Origin of the sequence: Aquimarina mytili, assembly GCF_016735115.1 — a bacterium.
Lineage (GTDB): Bacteria > Bacteroidota > Bacteroidia > Flavobacteriales > Flavobacteriaceae > Aquimarina > Aquimarina mytili.
In genome coordinates, this window is the sequence record NZ_JAERQJ010000001.1 from 331,179 (window position 1) to 349,866 (window position 18,688).

At 32.1% G+C, this 18,688-nt stretch carries 21 protein-coding genes; 16 read left to right on the forward strand and 5 right to left on the reverse strand.

Features of this window, described 5'->3' with window-relative positions; genetic code table 11:
* Window positions 1-7 precede the first annotated feature (7 nt).
* The 16 genes from JJQ60_RS01495 (at window position 8) to JJQ60_RS01570 (ending at window position 14,124) form a co-directional block, all read left to right on the forward strand.
* Window positions 8-1,009 carry a glycoside hydrolase family 113 gene (locus JJQ60_RS01495; RefSeq protein ID WP_201916180.1) on the forward strand — a complete coding sequence of 334 codons (1,002 nt, stop codon included), beginning with the start codon at window positions 8-10 and terminating at the stop codon, window positions 1,007-1,009.
* Window positions 1,009-2,265, forward strand: coding sequence for a POTRA domain-containing protein (locus tag JJQ60_RS01500; protein WP_201916181.1), 1,257 nt, complete (start codon window positions 1,009-1,011; stop codon window positions 2,263-2,265). Before JJQ60_RS01495 ends, JJQ60_RS01500 begins: the two co-directional genes overlap by 1 nt.
* Before the next feature lie 342 nt (window positions 2,266-2,607).
* Window positions 2,608-3,195: a DUF1349 domain-containing protein gene (locus tag JJQ60_RS01505; RefSeq protein WP_236669004.1), complete on the forward strand. Its 588-nt coding sequence runs from the start codon at window positions 2,608-2,610 to the stop codon at window positions 3,193-3,195.
* A gap of 75 nt (window positions 3,196-3,270) precedes the next feature.
* Window positions 3,271-4,047 carry an agmatinase gene (speB, locus tag JJQ60_RS01510; protein ID WP_201916183.1) on the forward strand — a complete coding sequence of 259 codons (777 nt, stop codon included), beginning with the start codon at window positions 3,271-3,273 and terminating at the stop codon, window positions 4,045-4,047.
* Window positions 4,048-4,139: 92 nt separating this feature from the next.
* Window positions 4,140-4,646, forward strand: a complete 507-nt coding sequence (locus tag JJQ60_RS01515; RefSeq protein WP_201916184.1) for a hypothetical protein — start codon at window positions 4,140-4,142, stop codon at window positions 4,644-4,646.
* A gap of 294 nt (window positions 4,647-4,940) precedes the next feature.
* The gene (locus JJQ60_RS01520) at window positions 4,941-5,621 is read left to right on the forward strand and encodes a carboxypeptidase-like regulatory domain-containing protein (protein ID WP_201916185.1); all 681 of its coding nucleotides are present in this window, start codon (window positions 4,941-4,943) and stop codon (window positions 5,619-5,621) included.
* 3 nt (window positions 5,622-5,624) lie between these two features.
* Entirely contained in the window at window positions 5,625-6,665 is a 1,041-nt protein-coding gene (locus tag JJQ60_RS01525) for a transglutaminase domain-containing protein (protein WP_201916186.1), read from the forward strand.
* 220 nt (window positions 6,666-6,885) lie between these two features.
* Window positions 6,886-7,437 (forward strand): TetR/AcrR family transcriptional regulator, encoded by a 552-nt coding sequence (locus tag JJQ60_RS01530; RefSeq protein WP_201916187.1) that lies wholly within the window; start codon window positions 6,886-6,888, stop codon window positions 7,435-7,437.
* 97 nt (window positions 7,438-7,534) lie between these two features.
* Window positions 7,535-8,293, forward strand: coding sequence for an MBL fold metallo-hydrolase (locus JJQ60_RS01535; RefSeq protein WP_201916188.1), 759 nt, complete (start codon window positions 7,535-7,537; stop codon window positions 8,291-8,293).
* A 27-nt stretch (window positions 8,294-8,320) separates the two neighbouring features.
* Window positions 8,321-9,388: a ribosome small subunit-dependent GTPase A gene (gene rsgA, locus JJQ60_RS01540; protein ID WP_201916189.1), complete on the forward strand. Its 1,068-nt coding sequence runs from the start codon at window positions 8,321-8,323 to the stop codon at window positions 9,386-9,388.
* 132 nt (window positions 9,389-9,520) lie between these two features.
* Window positions 9,521-10,003 carry a DinB family protein gene (locus JJQ60_RS01545; protein WP_201916190.1) on the forward strand — a complete coding sequence of 161 codons (483 nt, stop codon included), beginning with the start codon at window positions 9,521-9,523 and terminating at the stop codon, window positions 10,001-10,003.
* A gap of 314 nt (window positions 10,004-10,317) precedes the next feature.
* On the forward strand, window positions 10,318-11,061 hold the full coding sequence (locus JJQ60_RS01550) for a DUF6261 family protein (protein WP_201916191.1): 744 nt from the start codon (window positions 10,318-10,320) through the stop codon (window positions 11,059-11,061).
* 265 nt (window positions 11,062-11,326) lie between these two features.
* The gene (locus tag JJQ60_RS01555) at window positions 11,327-11,674 is read left to right on the forward strand and encodes a hypothetical protein (protein WP_201916192.1); all 348 of its coding nucleotides are present in this window, start codon (window positions 11,327-11,329) and stop codon (window positions 11,672-11,674) included.
* A gap of 22 nt (window positions 11,675-11,696) precedes the next feature.
* Window positions 11,697-12,386, forward strand: coding sequence for a zinc-ribbon domain containing protein (locus tag JJQ60_RS01560; protein ID WP_201916193.1), 690 nt, complete (start codon window positions 11,697-11,699; stop codon window positions 12,384-12,386).
* A 346-nt stretch (window positions 12,387-12,732) separates the two neighbouring features.
* On the forward strand, window positions 12,733-13,185 hold the full coding sequence (locus JJQ60_RS01565) for a tetratricopeptide repeat protein (protein ID WP_201916194.1): 453 nt from the start codon (window positions 12,733-12,735) through the stop codon (window positions 13,183-13,185).
* Between the two features lie 237 nt (window positions 13,186-13,422).
* Entirely contained in the window at window positions 13,423-14,124 is a 702-nt protein-coding gene (locus JJQ60_RS01570) for a hypothetical protein (protein WP_201916195.1), read from the forward strand.
* A gap of 35 nt (window positions 14,125-14,159) precedes the next feature.
* Here JJQ60_RS01570 and JJQ60_RS01575 read toward each other — a convergent pair whose 3' ends face one another.
* The 5 genes from JJQ60_RS01575 to JJQ60_RS01595 all read right to left on the reverse strand — a co-directional run bounded on the left by JJQ60_RS01575 (window position 14,160) and on the right by JJQ60_RS01595 (window position 18,608).
* Window positions 14,160-14,870 carry a TIGR04283 family arsenosugar biosynthesis glycosyltransferase gene (locus JJQ60_RS01575; RefSeq protein ID WP_236669005.1) on the reverse strand — a complete coding sequence of 237 codons (711 nt, stop codon included), beginning with the start codon at window positions 14,868-14,870 and terminating at the stop codon, window positions 14,160-14,162.
* Window positions 14,871-14,938: 68 nt separating this feature from the next.
* A complete protein-coding gene (locus JJQ60_RS01580; protein WP_201916196.1) occupies window positions 14,939-15,685 on the reverse strand; it encodes a DUF547 domain-containing protein in 747 nt (248 codons plus the stop codon).
* A gap of 345 nt (window positions 15,686-16,030) precedes the next feature.
* Window positions 16,031-16,930: a DUF547 domain-containing protein gene (locus tag JJQ60_RS01585; protein ID WP_201916197.1), complete on the reverse strand. Its 900-nt coding sequence runs from the start codon at window positions 16,928-16,930 to the stop codon at window positions 16,031-16,033.
* Window positions 16,931-16,939: 9 nt separating this feature from the next.
* Window positions 16,940-17,827 carry a sterol desaturase family protein gene (locus JJQ60_RS01590; RefSeq protein WP_201916198.1) on the reverse strand — a complete coding sequence of 296 codons (888 nt, stop codon included), beginning with the start codon at window positions 17,825-17,827 and terminating at the stop codon, window positions 16,940-16,942.
* 58 nt (window positions 17,828-17,885) lie between these two features.
* Window positions 17,886-18,608: a DUF547 domain-containing protein gene (locus JJQ60_RS01595; protein ID WP_201916199.1), complete on the reverse strand. Its 723-nt coding sequence runs from the start codon at window positions 18,606-18,608 to the stop codon at window positions 17,886-17,888.
* Window positions 18,609-18,688 lie beyond the last annotated feature (80 nt).

Genomic DNA, 18,688 nt, shown 5'->3' on the forward strand with positions numbered 1-18,688 from the left:
AATAAAAATGAAGAAGTTCTTTTTACTGCTAATCTTTGCAATTTTTTCTTCCAGTTGTAGTGGACAAAAATCTAAAATTAATGGAATTAGTTTTGTAGGTTCTCCCAGAGAAATCAAAGCAAAAACAATACAGCCAGTAGTAGACCTAAATGCCAATTGGGCAGCTGTAATGCCTTTCGGATTTTTAAAAAACCTTGAGAGCCCAACCGTAGTTTTTAATATCGAAAGACAATGGTGGGGCGAACGAAGAGATGGAGCAAAAAGAACCATCGAGTTATTAAATGAAAGAAAGATACAGGTAATGTTAAAGCCTCAAATTTGGGTTTGGCAAGGAGAATTTACAGGTAATATCAAAATGAATTCTGAAGAACAATGGAAAGAACTAGAAAGATCATACAAAGAGTTTATACTATTATATGCGCAATTAGCCGAAGAGATGAAGGTGCCTATTCTTTGCATCGGTACCGAGCTGCATACGTTTGTGCAAACAAGACCAACATATTGGAACGAGCTCATCAAGGAAATAAGAACCATATATAATGGAAAACTAACATATGCCGAAAACTGGGATCAATTTGATAAAGCACCATTTTGGAATCAACTAGATTATATTGGGATTGATGCTTATTTTCCAGTTTCAGAGCAACAAACCCCAACCGTAGAAGAGTTACAACAAGGTTGGCAGCAACATAAAAACAACATTATTGCATTGCATACCAGAATAAAGAAACCCATTTTGTTTACAGAGTATGGGTATCGAAGTATACACTATACCGGTAAAGAACCGTGGGATTCTGGCAGAGCCAATGGTAATGTTGATCTAAAAGCGCAAGAAAATGCATTAACCGCTTTATATCGAGAATTTTGGCAAGAGCCTTGGTTTGCAGGTGGATTTCTTTGGAAATGGTTTCATAACCATAATGAAGTAGGAGGAAAAGATAATAATAGGTTTACGATACAAAATAAGCCTTCTGAAGAATTAATAAAAGAATTTTATTCAACACAATAATGAAAACGACGCTTACTTTTATTATCCTACTCATAACCAGTATAACTCTAGCCCAAGATAATGTCATTACAGACATTGTTGTGCAAGGAAATAACAAAACCAAAACTTCAGCTTTAATTAAGCTTACAAGCATTAAAAAAGGCGAAGTACTAGACTCACTACTCATCGAAAAAGATGTCAAAAGACTTAAAAGATTACCGTCGGTTGCCCATGCTTATTATCAGGTACATGAAAAAGAAGACGGTTATGAAGTAATATATGGGGTTGAAGAGAATTTTACCATTATTCCTTCCGCCAATGTATACACCACTAACGATGATGAGTTCGCATTTAGAGTCGGACTTTATGAGTTTAATTTATTAGGAAGAAACATTACTATTGGAGGGATCTATCAAAATGATATTTACCCGTCATATATGGGAAACATACGAGCTCCTTTTTTGTTTGGAAAAAGAGCAGGGTTAGCCCTTAATTATAGCAACATCACTACTGAAGAACCCGTATTTCTTGAAAATGGAACGGCCGATTATAAATATAACAATACCTCATACGAAATATTAGGATTATACCAGTTTAATCTTCAAAATAGAATCGAATTAGGAGTCAATTACTTTAATGAAGATTATGAATACAAAGAAGGAGTAACAGATCCTAATGTTCCCCAGGATTTTGATGTAAACAAACTACTATATAAACTCATTTATGAGTATAACAACCTAAATTATGACTATCAGTATGTTTCTGGATTTCGAAGTATCCTCAATGCTCAATATGTAATTAGCACAGAGGATGTATTACCCGACTTTTTTATCTGGTGGAACGACTTTTTGTATTATCATAGAGTGGGTAAAAAAGGAAACTGGGCCTCGCGACTGCGATTTGGACTAGCAAGTAATGATGAGTCTCCTTTTGCTCCCTTTGCAGTAGACAATAACCTAAACATAAGAGGTGTAGGTAACGTGATTGACCGCGGTACGGGAGTAATTGTACTTAATACTGAATATCGGCATACCTTGTACGAAAAAGATTGGTTTGTATTGCAGAGCAATGTCTTTGTAGATGGGGGTAGCTGGCGCAATCCCGGTGGTGATTTTGACGACTTTGGCGATTCACAAAACTTTAGACTCTATCCTGGTGTAGGACTGCGCTTTATGCACAAAAAGATCTTTAATGCCATTTTTAGAATCGACTACGGCTATGGCGTTACCGAAGATGCTACCAATGGTTTTGTATTTGGTATTGGGCAGTATTTTTAGCAATTAAATAATTGTTAACTGCATTCAAAATGAATGGTCTTTTATAACTGTATTTTCAATAATTAAGGTATGTAATTACCTTAGAGTGATTATATAAATAGGTTGTGATATTCAAATATTTCTTACTCTTCCTCTATTTCAACCCTATCAGTTGTATAGTAATTCATTAAAACAACTAAAAGAATAAAGCCAACCAATCTAGAATATTAAAATATTAGGCATACTACTAAAACAGAATCGAGTTTTGTAACTTTAGAATCGTAGATAAACCAAAAGCTAGCGAAAATGACCCCACCATTTTTAAAGCATTAGATTGTTAGTGGTTATTCAAAAAAGTAAATGATGAAAAAGATGCAATGGTTTAATGAACCTGATACATGGAAAATAATTAATGACTCCTCACTGTCTATGTATGTAACGCCGAACACAGATTTTTGGAGAAAAACCCATTATGGTTTTACGGTAGATGATGGGCCTTTTTATTATTCTAATGTGGGTGGGGAATTCGAATTAAATGTAAAAATAACAGGTTCATACAAAACTAGGTTCGATCAAATGGGAGTAATGATAAGGGTAAATGAAAAAATCTGGATTAAAACCGGGGTAGAATATGTCAACCAAAAAATCAATTTAAGCGCAGTTGTTACTCATCAAAATAGTGATTGGAGTATGGTTGAATTAAACCAGAAACCAGTTTCTGTTTGGCTTAAGATCACACGACGATTGGATGCTGTAGAAATAAAATACTCTTTAGATAATGCAGACTTCACGTTAATGATGCTTGCGTATTTTCCGGATAATATACCCGTAATGGTAGGATTGACTGCTGCTTCTCCCGATGGTAATGGATTTGATGCGTTGTTTGAAGATTATACGATTAAACACCTTCCGGATAAACGAAGAAGTGAATGGTTAAAACAAAATAAATGAAAGGAGAAAATCGATCTATACTATTTTTTAAATGGTCATGCTTTATTAATTCTTGATACAATATCTTAAAACCAAATGAAAGGAATAACTCTTCAGGGAATACAGTTTGATGAAAAATCATCATATCAAAAAGGCCCTAAACTGGCCCCACCACTCATTAGAGAAGCCCTACATTCGGGTTCATTAAATCTATTTACCGAAAGTGGAGTTTCTATAGAAAATAATGGTATTGAAGACAAAGGTGATTTTGAGATTTCAGACTATTTTGATATCCATGAAATTACGCAAAGACATCTCGATTCTGGGAATAAAATTTTCACACTAGGTGGCGATCATTCTATTACATTTCCAATTATAAAAGCTCATAGCCAAAAATATTCCAAACTTGATATTCTTCAAATAGATGCACATCCTGATTTATACGACATTCTAGATGGTGATAAGTATTCTCATGCCTGTCCGTTTGCAAGAATTATGGAAAATGGTTTGGCAAATAGACTTGTTCAAGTAGGAATTAGAACGCTAAATACACACCAGGCGCAACAGGCAGAAAAATATAATGTAGAACTCCATCAAATGAAGGATTTTGATCCATCAATGAAGCTTACATTTGAAAACCCATTATATATTTCTTTAGATATGGATGGTTTTGATCCGGCATATGCACCCGGAGTATCACATCACGAACCTGGAGGCTTAACGTCACGAGAGGTTATTAAGTTGATTCAGAATATAGATGCAGAAGTGATAGGAGCAGATATTGTAGAATACAACCCTAAAAGAGATTTTCAAAACATGACTGCTTTTTTAGCAGCAAAAATGATAAAAGAGATTTTAGCCATAATGATTTGAAATAGTAATAGATTTTTTATTCAGAAGGTATTTATTAAATTAGGAGTATAAATCATACCATAAATCAATAGTCGTAGGCAATACAGAAAATCGTGATAAAAAAATTCGAAACAGAAACAGAAGGTGTATTGGTATTAGTATCAAAAAAGGGGTTGCAAAATTATTATGAAAAAAATGACTTTGATTATAGTTACCCAGAAGGGATTTTATCTTTAGTAAATACAGGAATTGTACTTCCAATAACTACCGAAAGTACCGATCTAATAAACGTTAACATTCGTTTTGAAGAAGGTGGTGATATTGATGGAATACAATTTGGACAATGCAAGTTGTTTTTAGAAGAAGAAGATACCCTTCAAATCTTAAATCATGCTGATTTTACTATGATTTGTGATTACAATAAAGGAGATATCGATAAGTACGAGTTTTATTATGACCAACAATTTGTAAATGATTTGAAAAAAGGGTGGTATTTGGTCACCTTATTTGGTAAAATAATTGAAGATGGAGATAATAAACAAATAGAAATTATCTTTGATTTGATATGGTTAGCTGAAGAACCATTTTTTATACAACACAGTGATGTGTATGTTGTTTAAAGGAATCAAATTGTAAATTTCTAATAAACACAAAATTCCAAATTAGAATTCTCATTCAATGAAGGTGAAAGAATATATTTAAGAATTAATACCTCTTGCCGATGATTAGCCGTAAACCGAAATACAAAGAAAAAAAATAAGCGCCCCCATAATATAAGATTTAACAACAAGCAAAAATGCCATTTAATACGCAAAAAATACACTTCACTAACTGAAACAGCGTGTTACCTCATTCTGTATTTGGTATCAGCTATTTGATTTATAGGTTTACAGTGTAATCTAAAAAACGACACTATGAACAATCAATTCAGCTTACAGATCAACGCACCATGTACAGAAAATTTTGATACCTTTTCTTCTACGCAACAAGGAGGGTTTTGTGATTCGTGTAAAAAAGAAGTAATCGACTTTACAAGGATGAACACTCAAGAAATCGTTCACTACTTTCAAGCGAATACAACACAAAATACATGTGGAAGATTTAAAACCCATCAATTAAAAACGTACGATCATCCTATTCAAAAGAGGAGTAAACTTAGTTTTATTAGTGGTATAGGGTTAGCATTTATTGCTCTTTTTTCTTTTGGCAAAATACAAGGACAAGAGATAAAAAATCAAACCAATACATCAGATCAAAATACAGCCAAGCTTCAGGATACGACAAGCCAAAAAAATATTACAGTCAAAGGTACAGTGACCGATGATGGAGGCCCATTACCTGGTGCCAATGTTATATTAGAAGGTACAACTTTGGGAGTAAGTACCGATTTTGATGGTCACTTCGAATTTCCTGAAAAACTTAAGAAAGGAGATGTTTTAGTAGTAAGTTATATTGGCTTTAACTCAAAAAGAATAGTGGTCCAAAATGAAAATTCGGCGCAAAGCATATCCATGAAAGTCAACTTAAAAATGGATTCATGCGTACTTATGGGAAAAGTAGCAGTCAATAAGGTATATAATTCAAAAAGAAATTAATCTATGCGCATCTTTATACAAATCAATATCTACCTGTTGTTGATTGCATGTTTTAGCAATTGCTTACATGCCCAGGTTTCTGATTTTAAATCTACCGACTTTACAAGAGCAGATAATATTGCCCGGCTGTATAAAGATGCTCCTATAAACAATCTTCCGGTATTGGCATATCAACTCACCCATGATTTACCAACCCAGGTAGAAAAATTCAGGGCTATCTATATTTGGGTGTGTAATAATATTAAAGGAGATAATGCCCAGCACAATACCGTTAGCCGCACCCGTAAAAAGCTAAAAAAAGATAGTCTTGCATTACTCAAATGGAATAATGTATATAAAAAAATAGCGTTCAAAAAGTTGTTAAAACACAAAAAAACCATGTGTACCGGGTATGCCTATTTAATTAAAGAATTATGCTATCTGGCTAATATAGAATCTGTAATTGTAGATGGTTACGGAAGATCGGTAGATGCCAATGTCAAAGAGCTTGAAATAGCCAATCACTCCTGGAATGCGGTACGATTAAATAACAAGTGGTACTTATGTGATGCAACCTGGTCTAGTGGTTATATGGATCAAAGTAATGTATTTATAAAAGAATATAATAATGGGTACTTCTTAACAGATCCCGTTTTATTTGGAAAAAATCACTTCCCTTTAGAACAAAAATGGGCATTACAAGAAAAGCTAACTCCAGATGTATTTGTTACTGCTCCATTGGTATATGGAAAAGCGTTTAAACACAAAATTCAACCACTTCGTCCACAAAAGATGAATACCGTGATTCATAAACAAGATGAAGTGACCTTTAGTTTTAAAACGACTAGAAAAATTGAAGATAAAAATATTTCACTGATACATTATTTTGCCAGTAAAGAAAGAACACTAGACATTTATAATGTTCAAAACGAGGACGGCATCATTTCATTTAATTATCGATTTAAGAACAAAGGCATTTATGATACACATTTAAAAATCAATGATGATATTGTGGCTACCTATACGGTAACAGTAACAAAAAATGAAAAAAGATCTCGGTCATAACTCAGAATACAGTTTATAATCGAAAACACAGAAACCATTTCTATACTTTTAATTCTGGAGGATTTTTAGTTATTTTAGGAGTATTAAATAATGGTAAGTTTAATACACAAAATGAATGCTCATAAATAGTATGTTGAGGTAACTATGTAACTATGTTTTGCTTAATACAAAAATCGAATTCATTGAATATTAATAAGCTAGAATTTTTCTTTGTTTTTAAATGAGAGAAATAGAAAAAATATGGTTAGAAACGGGCTATAAGTGTTTTGCTCATGAAGGCCCTAAAGGACTTAAAATAGAAAGATTATCTAAAAAAGTTGGAAAGAACAAGTCTTCATTTTACCATTTATTTGCTGATTTAGAAGTTTTTACTGAAAGCTTGTTGGAATTTCATTTAAAACGAGCAAAAAATATTTCTGCAAAAGAATCAAATACAAAGACCGAAGAAGAATTAATATCCATTATTATCGAACATAAAATTGACTTACTCTTTAATCGTCAATTAAGAATTCACAGAGACAATACAGCTTTTAAAAAATGTTTAGCTCAAATAAATCAATTCTCAATTCAAGGATTGTTACCTGTATGGAAAAATATAATTTCTTTGTCAGGAAATAGTCCACTAGCTAAAATGGTATTGCACCTTAGTTTGGAAAATTTTTACCTTCAAATTACATATGAGACTTTAAACCGTGATTGGTTAAAAGAATATTTTGCCAATATTCGGGAAATGGTACTTCTTTTCCAAAAATCAAAAAAGGAATTAAATTAGACGGAACCGTCTAAAGTTTGACATTTGTGATATTTAATTTTGTGAAAATACTTCATTACAAATGCAGACAAACAGATTACATTTTTTAATACTCTGCTTGGCTTTATTAATTAATCAAGGTTGTGCCATGGTAAAAGTAAAAATAAGTGAAAAAATAAATCCAATACCTCAAAAAGTAACTATTAGAGAAAACATAACTTTAACAACTTGGGGGGCAATCAAAGTGAACAAATCACACTTTTTCCCTTCGAGTTTTCAGCTGAAAATTGATGATAAGATAATTTACATCGACCCTGTAAGGGTTGGAAAAATTGAACAAGCTGATTATATTTTAATAACTCATGCTCATCCAGACCATTTCTCTGTAAAGGATATTAATAATCTTTTAAAAAACGAAACAAAGATTATTTGCTCAAAAGGAGTTTCAAAAAAATTGAGACATATCAAAAACAAAATCCAAGTTGTAAAGCCTAATCAAAAATTACAATTTGAAGAGTTTAGCATCGAGCCAACTTTTGCGTATAATACGAAATCAGTTTTTTTATGGATTAAAGCTCATCCTAAATCGAAAGAAAATGTGGGCTATGTCATTACATTAAAAAATGGTTTAAAAATTTACCATGCAGGAGATACAGACTACATTTCTGAAATGGAAGAACTAATGGATATTAATGTTGCTTTGGTTCCAATAGGAGGGGACAACTTAACGATGAATGAAGGGGAGGCTGCCAAGATTATAAATAAAATTGGACCCGAAATTGTTATTCCAATGCATTACGAAATAAAAAACAGTGAAGAATTGAACCGGTTTGAAACTTTGATAAACAGTACAACCAAAGTAATTAAATTAAACTAGAAAGCCCATTAAGAATACATAGAACATATGACACTTCAAGATTTAGGATATAATGATTACTTCGAAAAATTAAGAATAGATAATAATCTTGAGGACTTTGAAATTGGACGCGTAATAGCAGAACATAAGGGAAGATATATTGTAAAGAATGAAAAAGGTGAATTTGAAGCAGAGATTACCGGAAACTTAAGATTTTCTGCCAAAAGCCGTGAAGATTTTCCAACTGTTGGAGATTGGGTTTCTTTACTAAATTATGAAACAGATTTTGTTATTATTCATAGTATTTTATCCAGATTATCAATTCTTTCAAGACAAGCCGTTAACAAGTTTGGTGAGCTGCAAATAATTGCTAGCAATATTGATTACGGGTTAATTGTGCAATCGGTAAATAGGGATTTTAATATTAACCGATTAGAACGATATTTGACCCTTTGCTTCGCTTCTAAGATTGAGCCTATAATTGTTATAACCAAAACTGACTTAATAGACGAGCATAACTTGAATGATTTACTCAACAAAATAAAAACCAGAGTTAAAAAGATTCCTGTTGTTCATGTAAGTAATGAAACAAAGGTAGGAATGGGCGAATTGAAAAAACTTCTTTATAAAGGTAAAACATATTGCCTTCTTGGCTCATCAGGTGTAGGAAAATCATCTCTTATCAACAGCTTGACTGGAGAAAATCGAATGAAAACTGCCTCCATTAGTGAAGGTATTGATAGAGGTAAACACGTCACAACACATCGTGAATTAATTCCGATAATAAATGGTGCAATACTCATTGACAATCCAGGAATGCGAGAAGTTGGTATCACAGGCAGTTCAGACGGACTAGAAAGTACATTTGAAAAAATATACGACTTGATACAACATTGTAAGTTTTCGGATTGTACACACACCTCAGAACGTAATTGTGCAATTCAATTAGCTATAGAAAAAGGACAAATAGACAAATCTCATTTCGAAAACTATTTGAAAATGGAACGAGAAAAAGAACACTATGAATCAACTGTGGTTGAAAAACGTAGGAAGGACAAAGATTTCGGAAAAATGATAAAACACTATAAGAAAACAAGAAAATCAAATAAGTACTAAGCACAACAACATGTAAAAAATAGTGGTTTGGGCGTGAAACCTGAGCTGTTTTCCTTTTTAATTAAGTATCTTGTTTTCTGAAAGCTTAGTACATAACATCCGTTACTTTTATACACAAGACCATTACGATAAATGAATACCTTAATCAATCACATTATAGAACAACTCCTCGAAATTCAGAATGGAAAAATATGGATAGGAAGTTCTTATGAAAGTAAATTACGTAGCATTGATGATAATCTTGTTTTTGTAAGACCCACTAAAGATTTACACAGTATTGCCGAGATCATTTCGCACCTTACCTTATGGAGAAACGAAGCCATTTTAAAAATTAAAACAGGCGCAGGAAGTAAAACTGATGATTGTGAAGAAAACTGGCTTACAAATGAAAAATTGAAAGAAAAAGGTTGGGCCAGGATAAAATCAGAATATGATCATACGTTAACCGAGTTAATTGCATTACTCAAAGAAAAGGATGATTCGTTTTTAAAAGAAGAATACTATGATACCGACTTTAAGGGGGATTACGAATATAGATTCTTATTGCATGGCATGCTTCATCATGATATTTACCATTTAGGCCAATTGGGACTGATCATAAAACATTTGAAATAAAAGCGTCATCTGCACCTCTGCAACAGATAGTAGTATACTATGCAATTATCTCTCGCCATTGGCAGGAGTTGCTTATATGGCATACTAAGACCTCTCGCCATTGACAGGAGTTATTCTTATAATATACAACGATCTCTCGTCATTGGCAGGAGCTATTTGTATAGTATACAACGAGCTCTCGTCACTGGCAGGAGTTATTTACATGTCTGATAATTAGCATTTTATAAAAAAGGGGTTTAATCCCCCCAAGCACCTATTTTTATTCGCAGATCTACACAATATATTTGCCCTTCACAAACTTTTAAAACTCACATATGTTATCACCAACTAATGTAATTAGGCTAAGCAAAGAAGAGGTTATCGAATACCTGAGAAGCACCAAAGATATCTGCCTGCAAAACCACCCCAAAGCATTACAAATCAAAACCCAAGTGGCCGATCTTACCAAAGCAGTAGAACAACTAGATGATGCTTTGATCTATGACCGTAAAAGTGATTTTACAAAAGTCTTAGAAGAACTAGATGAGCAACGAGACAATGCTATCACCGGGATGCGATACGGATTTTTAATGAATACGTATCATAACGATATAACAAAAAAAATAGCAGGACAAGCATTACTAGATCATATGGATACCTATGGTAACCGTATTGCAAGACTTAATTATGAAGCCGAAAGCACCGTGTTGCTTAATATCATTGAAGATTATGAAACCCAACCCAAGCTTGTAGAAGCACTTACTACTGTAGAAATGGCCGATTGGGCCACAATTCTAAAAAATACCAATAAGGCATTTAGAACCAAATATCAGGAGCGTATCACCATAGAGAGTGCTGCAGAAAAGCTATCCTTTACGGCTATTAAACCACAGGCACTAGTGGTATACGAAAAACTATATAAACGTATTGAAGCACTTACCGAGTTAGATGAAAATAATACATATACTACATTGAATAACGAACTAAAAACGCTGGCCAAACGATATCAGCAAATCATCAATACACGATTTGCTAACAATCAAGAGGGCGAGCAAGAAAATAATACAATGCTTAATTAAAAATTTTCTAGTGTCAAATGTGTGATCCGTCTGGTTTTTTATGATCAGACGGATTTTTTGTTGTTCGCATTCTCTTCTCTTCTTAAAAAGGAGTCTTGCCCATCCCTATAATATTTTTAAGATTTTGAATGCTACAGATTTATAAATATCAGGTTGTATTTTTGTGATTACATTTCTAAAATATACTTCTACGATTCAAAATTCGTTATATTTAGAGGTATTCAAAGTTCTGAATACAATATTAACTTCACATAAAAATCAATTCATGAAAAAAATTTTAGCATTAATGGCTATAGCGTCAGTTACATTGGCATGTAGCTCTAATGGTATCACAGGAGAGTATAGTTGCGAAAGACCCAACGGTAAGTTTGGTTCTACCTTGCGATTCAAAAAAGGAGGCAAGATGTTTTTAGATCTCGTAACTCAAGAATTAGCAGAGCGATCTCCAGATACACAAAAGTATCTTAACGTAGCTGGTGAATACGAAATCATAGATGATATGATTGTGATTAAGTATCATAACGGATTTCAAACACATACACTAAACAAAATTGGGGATAAACTAACTTCTAATACAGATATCTTTACACTTTGTACTTGTATATCAAAATAGTAAAGTAAAAAATACTTTCTGTATGGGTAAAAAACCAATCGAAGATAATACGGGCTATATTTTAAACAACCTGGATATTGGTTGGTTAAAGAAGAGAGTGGGAAATATTGATGTCATATGCCCGTGTTGTCTTGATAAAAAGGATAGTAGAGACACTCCTTTATTTGATAACTTCCTCAATCTTTTGAAACATGGATATATACATAAAGAATTAAAAACTCTTGAAAGTATAGCTAACGAATTGCTCGATTATATTAATAAGCAATCAAAAGCTAATACATTAAAAAAAGACCAAATCATGTATCATACTCGTCTATGGGCATGCAACCAATGTGTTATAAACAAAAAAGCATTGTTTGCGGATATATCTAAGCAACAGTCATCTTTTGAAGGCCCATGTATGATGTATGTAGATATAAACTTAAATTGTAAATATTGCAATGTTCCATTCTGCTTTACAGCCAGAGAACAGCAATATTGGTATGAAGAACTTAGCTTAAGACTAGAGTCTAAGGCAACTAGATGTTCTGAATGCCGAAAAAAGAAAGATGTTCAAAAACGATTAATGAAACTTCTGGCTAAAAACACAGAATTTAGTGCCGAAGAATTAGAAGAATTGATTGAATGTTATACGATTATTGGATCTCATAAAAAAATAAAAGAATTTAAGGGAAGACTCCGGAACATAAAAAATAATAAAAGAAAATCTTGACCTTGTAAAATACATCGGGATTATAGAACCAACACGAGTTCATGAATTTAGAAAAGAGGGCAAATTTAATTCAAGCCTGAGCATACTGTGATGCCAATCATAAAATATGGATTGGTACCCAAGTATAGAAATAGAATAAGTTTTTTCAATACGATGAAATAGTTATCTACATAAAATAAAACGATCTCTTACTGTTGACTAGAATTCTTTTTCTTTTGTCAAAGTTATAGGATCAATTTATCTAAAAACTTTAAATATAAAACATAAAGAACATTATAATTATTAGGTAACATTATAGCCTGTTGCTACATTAAGTAAACAAAATGACAACTAAAATTATAAGACTATGGGACTATTCAGCTTTTTATTCGGAAAAAAGAAAATGACATTAGAACAGGCCAATCAAAAAAATCAAGAGTACGTTGCTCAAAATCCTGAGCCTAAAAATGATGAAAATGCAATGATGAGACAAGCATCAATTATGCTTACAAGTGGAAAGTTTGAAGAAGCTATAGAACTTTATAAAAAACTTGCAGAAAATTATCCTGAAAACAAGGGGTTGTATCTGAGTCAGGTTGGAGCAGCTTGGTATTTTTTGAATGATTTTCAAAAAGCAATACAGTATTATAAAGAAGCTAGAGAAAATGGAGCAAATGAAAGTATGATGGATGACAATATTTGGGAAGCTTCCGAAGCTATATATAAAAACAATAACGATAAAAATGCTATAGAAAAATACCTAGAGTATTATCCTGATGGAAGTTATGTTAAGAAAGCAAAAAAAATACTTTCTAATTAAATTCTAAAAAGGAAAATTATACTTACAAAAGCCTTAATACTTATCAAAGTGCTATCTACATATGTAAATAGTTATGATTTCAAAATGAAATTTAAAGAAAAAACATTGACGACAATACCTGTGGGGTTGTTTTAAAAGATATTCACCTTAGCTTAGATACTCGAATCTTTTAGGTGTAAAGATTTAGTTCTGCGTATAGTTATTTCTGTTGAGGTTCTATTTTTAATTCATTGATACATGAAAACACAAACAAAAATAAATATAGCTATAGGGGTTGTCGCAACAATACTTTTGTTTGTGTTTATGACTTATAAACAGGTAGAAAAAGGAAAGCATAAAAAGCTGGAGATTGAAGCACTGTTTAGTATCTGTTATGAATTAAATCGTAACCTTGTCGATTTAAATTCTGAATTGTCTAGTGATATGAAATCTCTAAAATCATATAAAAAAATTGATAGTATATTTAAACTTGATCTTGCATATAGAGATGAATTAAAATATGATTTCTACTTAGTTATTCAGGATTATGGAAGCTATTTTGATATAGAAACCCAAGGGATTTCGAGAGTAAATGTAATCAAAGATGATACACTTGGTGTAAATATAAGAGAGCTATATAAGTATGATTTACGATCGCTTCCTATCATACGTTATTCTGATCTTGATATAGATATAAGGGAGTATTATCAAAATCATTTCAAAATTTTTGAAAATAAACAGGAGGGAGATGTATCTCTTAGAAATAGGAATAAGCTCCCTTCTAAGGGTTATAAGCCTAATGATTTTGAAAGATTAAAAAATGACCCTCATTATCGATCTATTTTAGACAAACTTCTAAAAAGAAGAAACCATAAAATAAATATGTACAAGCAAACTATTCATAAAGTAGAAAAAACCATGAGGAGAATAGAAAATTATACAGGAATAGTATGCATCTAGTAAGTAGAAACAAAATAGTTCTAAGAAAAGCAGATTTAATTCACCACCTTTTCTTTATAATACCGATACAAATCTTCAGAAGAGGCACCCATCCATCTGCGCATATGGATATTTAAAAAATGATATTGTAGTCTCCAGACACCAATTTCTCGATATCGTCTCGCCGAAGTGATTACATACTTGGGAATAATCACAAACTGATTAATAGCAAATAGGCGATCAACCAAATCATTGTCTTCATATACAATATAAGATTCATCATAACCATTTACTTCTTCAAATAATTGTTTAGTAATAAACTGACTTTGATCCCCACCGCGACAGCGTTTGCTTTCAAATTGGGTTAACCATCCTAAAAAACGTAACCATATATGATTGGAATCAAACTTCATTCTAAAACATCCTGCGTTATTTCCTTTTTTAACCTCTTCGATAACATCCTGGTCAAAATATAACGGAGGAAAAGAGTCTGCATGAAGAAAATATAGAATATCTCCTTTGGCAGTTTTGCCCCCAGCGTTTAATTGAACCGCTCTTCCTTTTTTTGAAGAAATACATTTAATCTCAACATCATAGTTTTTTGACACTTGTTCTACAACAGCTATAGAAGTATCAATACTTCCTCCATCAACTACAATAATTTCTTGAAGATTGGCATTATCTTTTGTGTTGTTTATTAAGTGAGAAAGCAGCTGACCAATGGTAGCTGCTTCGTTAAGTATAGGTATGATAATTGATATTTTCAATTTTGGGATATTACAATTAGGCTTTAAATTTACTGATTTAAGTAGCAATCGTATCCTTTTTTTGTTCTTTAATCTAATACAAATGCTGGAGTAACTACAGTTTGTTCATTAAGATTCCAATCATAATCTTTATACCCTTTTTTAGGTTGATTTGTAATTTTTACTTCAGCGTATCGATTAATGAAGTCTTTTACATCACCACCATTAACTTTAAAATCTTTTTTATACCAACTAAATATTTTTGATACACTTACTTCGGTATTTGTTATGGTGTTACGAGTAGGATCATTTATAAATTTACCCGTTTGTTGATCTAATGCAGTATGTAAATTATCTGCTGTATAGGCTCTGTTCCATACCACCGGACAAGAAATCGAAGCACAGTTAATGGCAAAATGAATTCTTGGATCTCCAAATTTTCTCAAGATCTTATGCTCTAACTCTCCTAGACTATGCCATACTCCATCAATTTTGAAGAATTTTTTACCCCATGGATCTTCGAGATCTTTAATGCTTTTTAAAGGGTAGCTGTCTATAATAAGTTTTATCGTATACGCATTATAGGCGTTAATCCAGTATGCTAATTTTTCTTCTCTACTCCAATTTTCTTTTGGTGGATTTTCAGAAAGTTGTCTAAAGTAGCGATACAGTTGAGAGCTATCTCTCATAAATCCATCATAGTCTACTTTTCCGTCTTCAGATACATTTAATAGTAGTGCCTGATCCCAAACACTATGGTCAAAATTATTTTGGGCTTGAAGTTGATTTAAAAATAATACGCTAAAAAGAATGAGTATAAGTCTTGGAGCTTTCATAGTTATATTTTTTGAATGGTTATTATTTGATTTATGATTGTATTCTAAATTTGAGTATTTAGTTGGCAATCAAGAAATGACCTTACAAGATTTAGCACATAAATTTTAGAGAAGAAGTATACCTATTCACTTAAATAGAAGTTGGTATTTTAAAATAAAACTTTGTTAAATAGCTGCAAAACAAGGAGTTGTGGTTGTTTTTAAGGTAGGCGTTAAACCGAAATTTTAATAATAAGTTGGCTGTGTATTTACAAAAAAATTAACAATCTTTAAAAGATGATTTCCCTGACTTTTTGAAGAAAAATGTCTTAGCACGTAATTTTTTGAAGCGTATTATGCAATACATTATTGGTTTAAATTCCAATCGTATGTCTTGAAATTCTTTTTAGCATTTTTGTTGATCTTAATGTTGGAATACGAGTTTAAAAAGTCAATAAGTGATCCTTCTTTTTTGAAATCTTTGGCAAACCAAGAGAATATTTTTGAGATTTCAATCTTTTCTGAGGTAATGGTGTTTCTTTTAGAATCGTTTATAAATGCAATAGTCAGTTTTTCTAGTTCTTGGTCTACAGTATTGGCAGTAAATGCTTTATTAAGTAAAGGAGGGCAAGAAATTGAGGCGCAATTAATACCAAAATGAATCCTTGGATCTTCCATTTTTCTTAGAATCCTGTGTTCTACATCATTTAGAGTATACCATTTTGTTCCTAGTTTGAAAAATCTCAAATCCCATGGATCTTTAATATCTTTAATACTTTTTATAGGATAGTTGTCAATAATCAATTTTACAGTAAAGGCGTTATAAACATTCATCCAGTAAGCAAGTTTATCATTTTTGGATGCAGTTTGATCAGGCATGTTTTGTTCTAATATTTTGAGATAGGATGTAAATAATGCTCGATCTTTTTTAAAACCTGCATAGTTTACAGATCCGTCTTGAGATACGTATTTGGCTAACAAAGTATTCCAGAGTTGATGGTTTATCGTTTTTGAAACTGCTTTAGGTTTTTCTATTACCGTTTTGGGTTTTTCAATAATAGAATCTTTCTTTTGAGAAACGATATCTTCTTTGATTTCAATTTCTGGAGCTTTTTCTTCAATTGGGATCTCAATTTTCGGAGTATCCTTTTTTGGTTCTTGGATACTATTTTTTGAAGGGGTATCAGGAGTATTTTGCACAACTTGTTTGCTTCCGCCACAGGCAAAAAATAAAAAGGCCGATAGTATGATAAGTAGGTTTTTCATTCTGGATACTTACTTTTTTAGTTTGATAGGGTATATTTCTTGTTGGATAAAATCTTGAGGAAAATCTTCATCGCCTTCAAACCCAAGTTCTATATCCCGACCATCTTTTGGAATATGATTAGTTTTAAAAATATAATCCCATATACTTAACGTAAGACCAAAATTCGCGCCATATTTTTTGTGATCAGGCAAATCCTTGGCATGATGCCAAATATGCATCTTGGGGTTGTTGAATATATACTTCAGAACTCCGTAATCCCAACCCAGATTTGCATGGTTTAAATGCCCCACAGCTAGAGCAAAGAAATGTATAATAGCCACGTCTTGCGCATCAAATCCACCAATAACTGCAATTGGGATGTACAATAGGGATTTATATACCACAGGTTCCATCCAATGATATCGCAGATGTGCTGCAAACCCCATCTCTTTTACAGAATGATGTACTTTATGAAAATTCCACAAGAAAGGAATTCGATGCAACAACCGATGCGTGTTCCATTGTGTAAAGTCACTTACTAGAAAAAAGATAATAAGTCCCAAGGCTTTTGGTAGGGCATCTATATCAAAAACTTGAAAACTTGAGATCGATAACCCGATAACGTTTAGAATATCATTAAAAAAAGCTGCAGCAGTATTAGATAACGCTATTAGTACGATTAGGTTAAGGAGAAAGAAATTAAAGAACATATAAAATACATCCAGCCAGAAATCTTTCCTGAATTTTGATTGATCTTTTCTCCAGGGGAATGCAATTTCGAGCATCCACACTAAAAAAGAAACGATTATTAAACCGTAGAAATAGTTATCCCAATTATTTTGGAATAAAATTTCGGTTTCAAGATAATTCCAATATCCCGAATACGATTTTTTTATAATTTCTATATATTTCTCCACGTAGTAAAAATAACGATAAGATTGTTCTTATCGTTATAATTTTTAAAATCTAGGTATACTATTGCTCATTTAGAGACCAATCGTATTCTTTGTATCCTTTTTTAGGTATTTTTTTGATTTTGACTTCAGAATATTGATTAATAAATGCTGCAACATCACCTTTATTAAAATCATTTTTGTACCATTCAAATATTTGTGAGACGTTAATTTTGTTTTCGGTAATTATATTTTTTGAAGGATCATTAATAAAATCTCTTGTACACTTTTCTAAGGCTTCTTCTATATTCTCGGCTGTATAAGCCCTGTTCATAAGCTTTGGAGAAGATTTAGAGGCGCAATTAATTAAAAAATGAACTCTTGGGTCTCCCATTTTTCTCAAGATTTGATGCTCGATATCATCAAGGCTGTACCGTTTATCTTTAATTCTAAAGAATTTTTGATTCCAGGGATCATGAAGTTCATTAATGTTTTTTACAGGATAATTATCGATAATCATTTTTATGGCAATAGCATTATATGCGTTTGCCCAATACGCTAAGATTTCTTCTTTTGACCATTGATCAGTAGGTGGATTTTCTGATAATGATCTAAAATATTTATAAAATAAGGAACTATCTTTCATAACTCCTTCATAATTGACTTCCCCATCATCAGAAACATTAAGTATAAGAATCTGATCCCACACAGAGTGATCTACAATACCTTGAGCAGTACTTTTAATATAAAATAAAGTAAGTAATAGCAAGGGTAATATGAGTTTGCATTTTTTTAAAACTACCATTTGATATCTCAATTTTGTGGTTATTCAATGATGTTAAAAGTAATAATTTTCCGGTTTTTTTACTTGTAAAACAGTTAAAA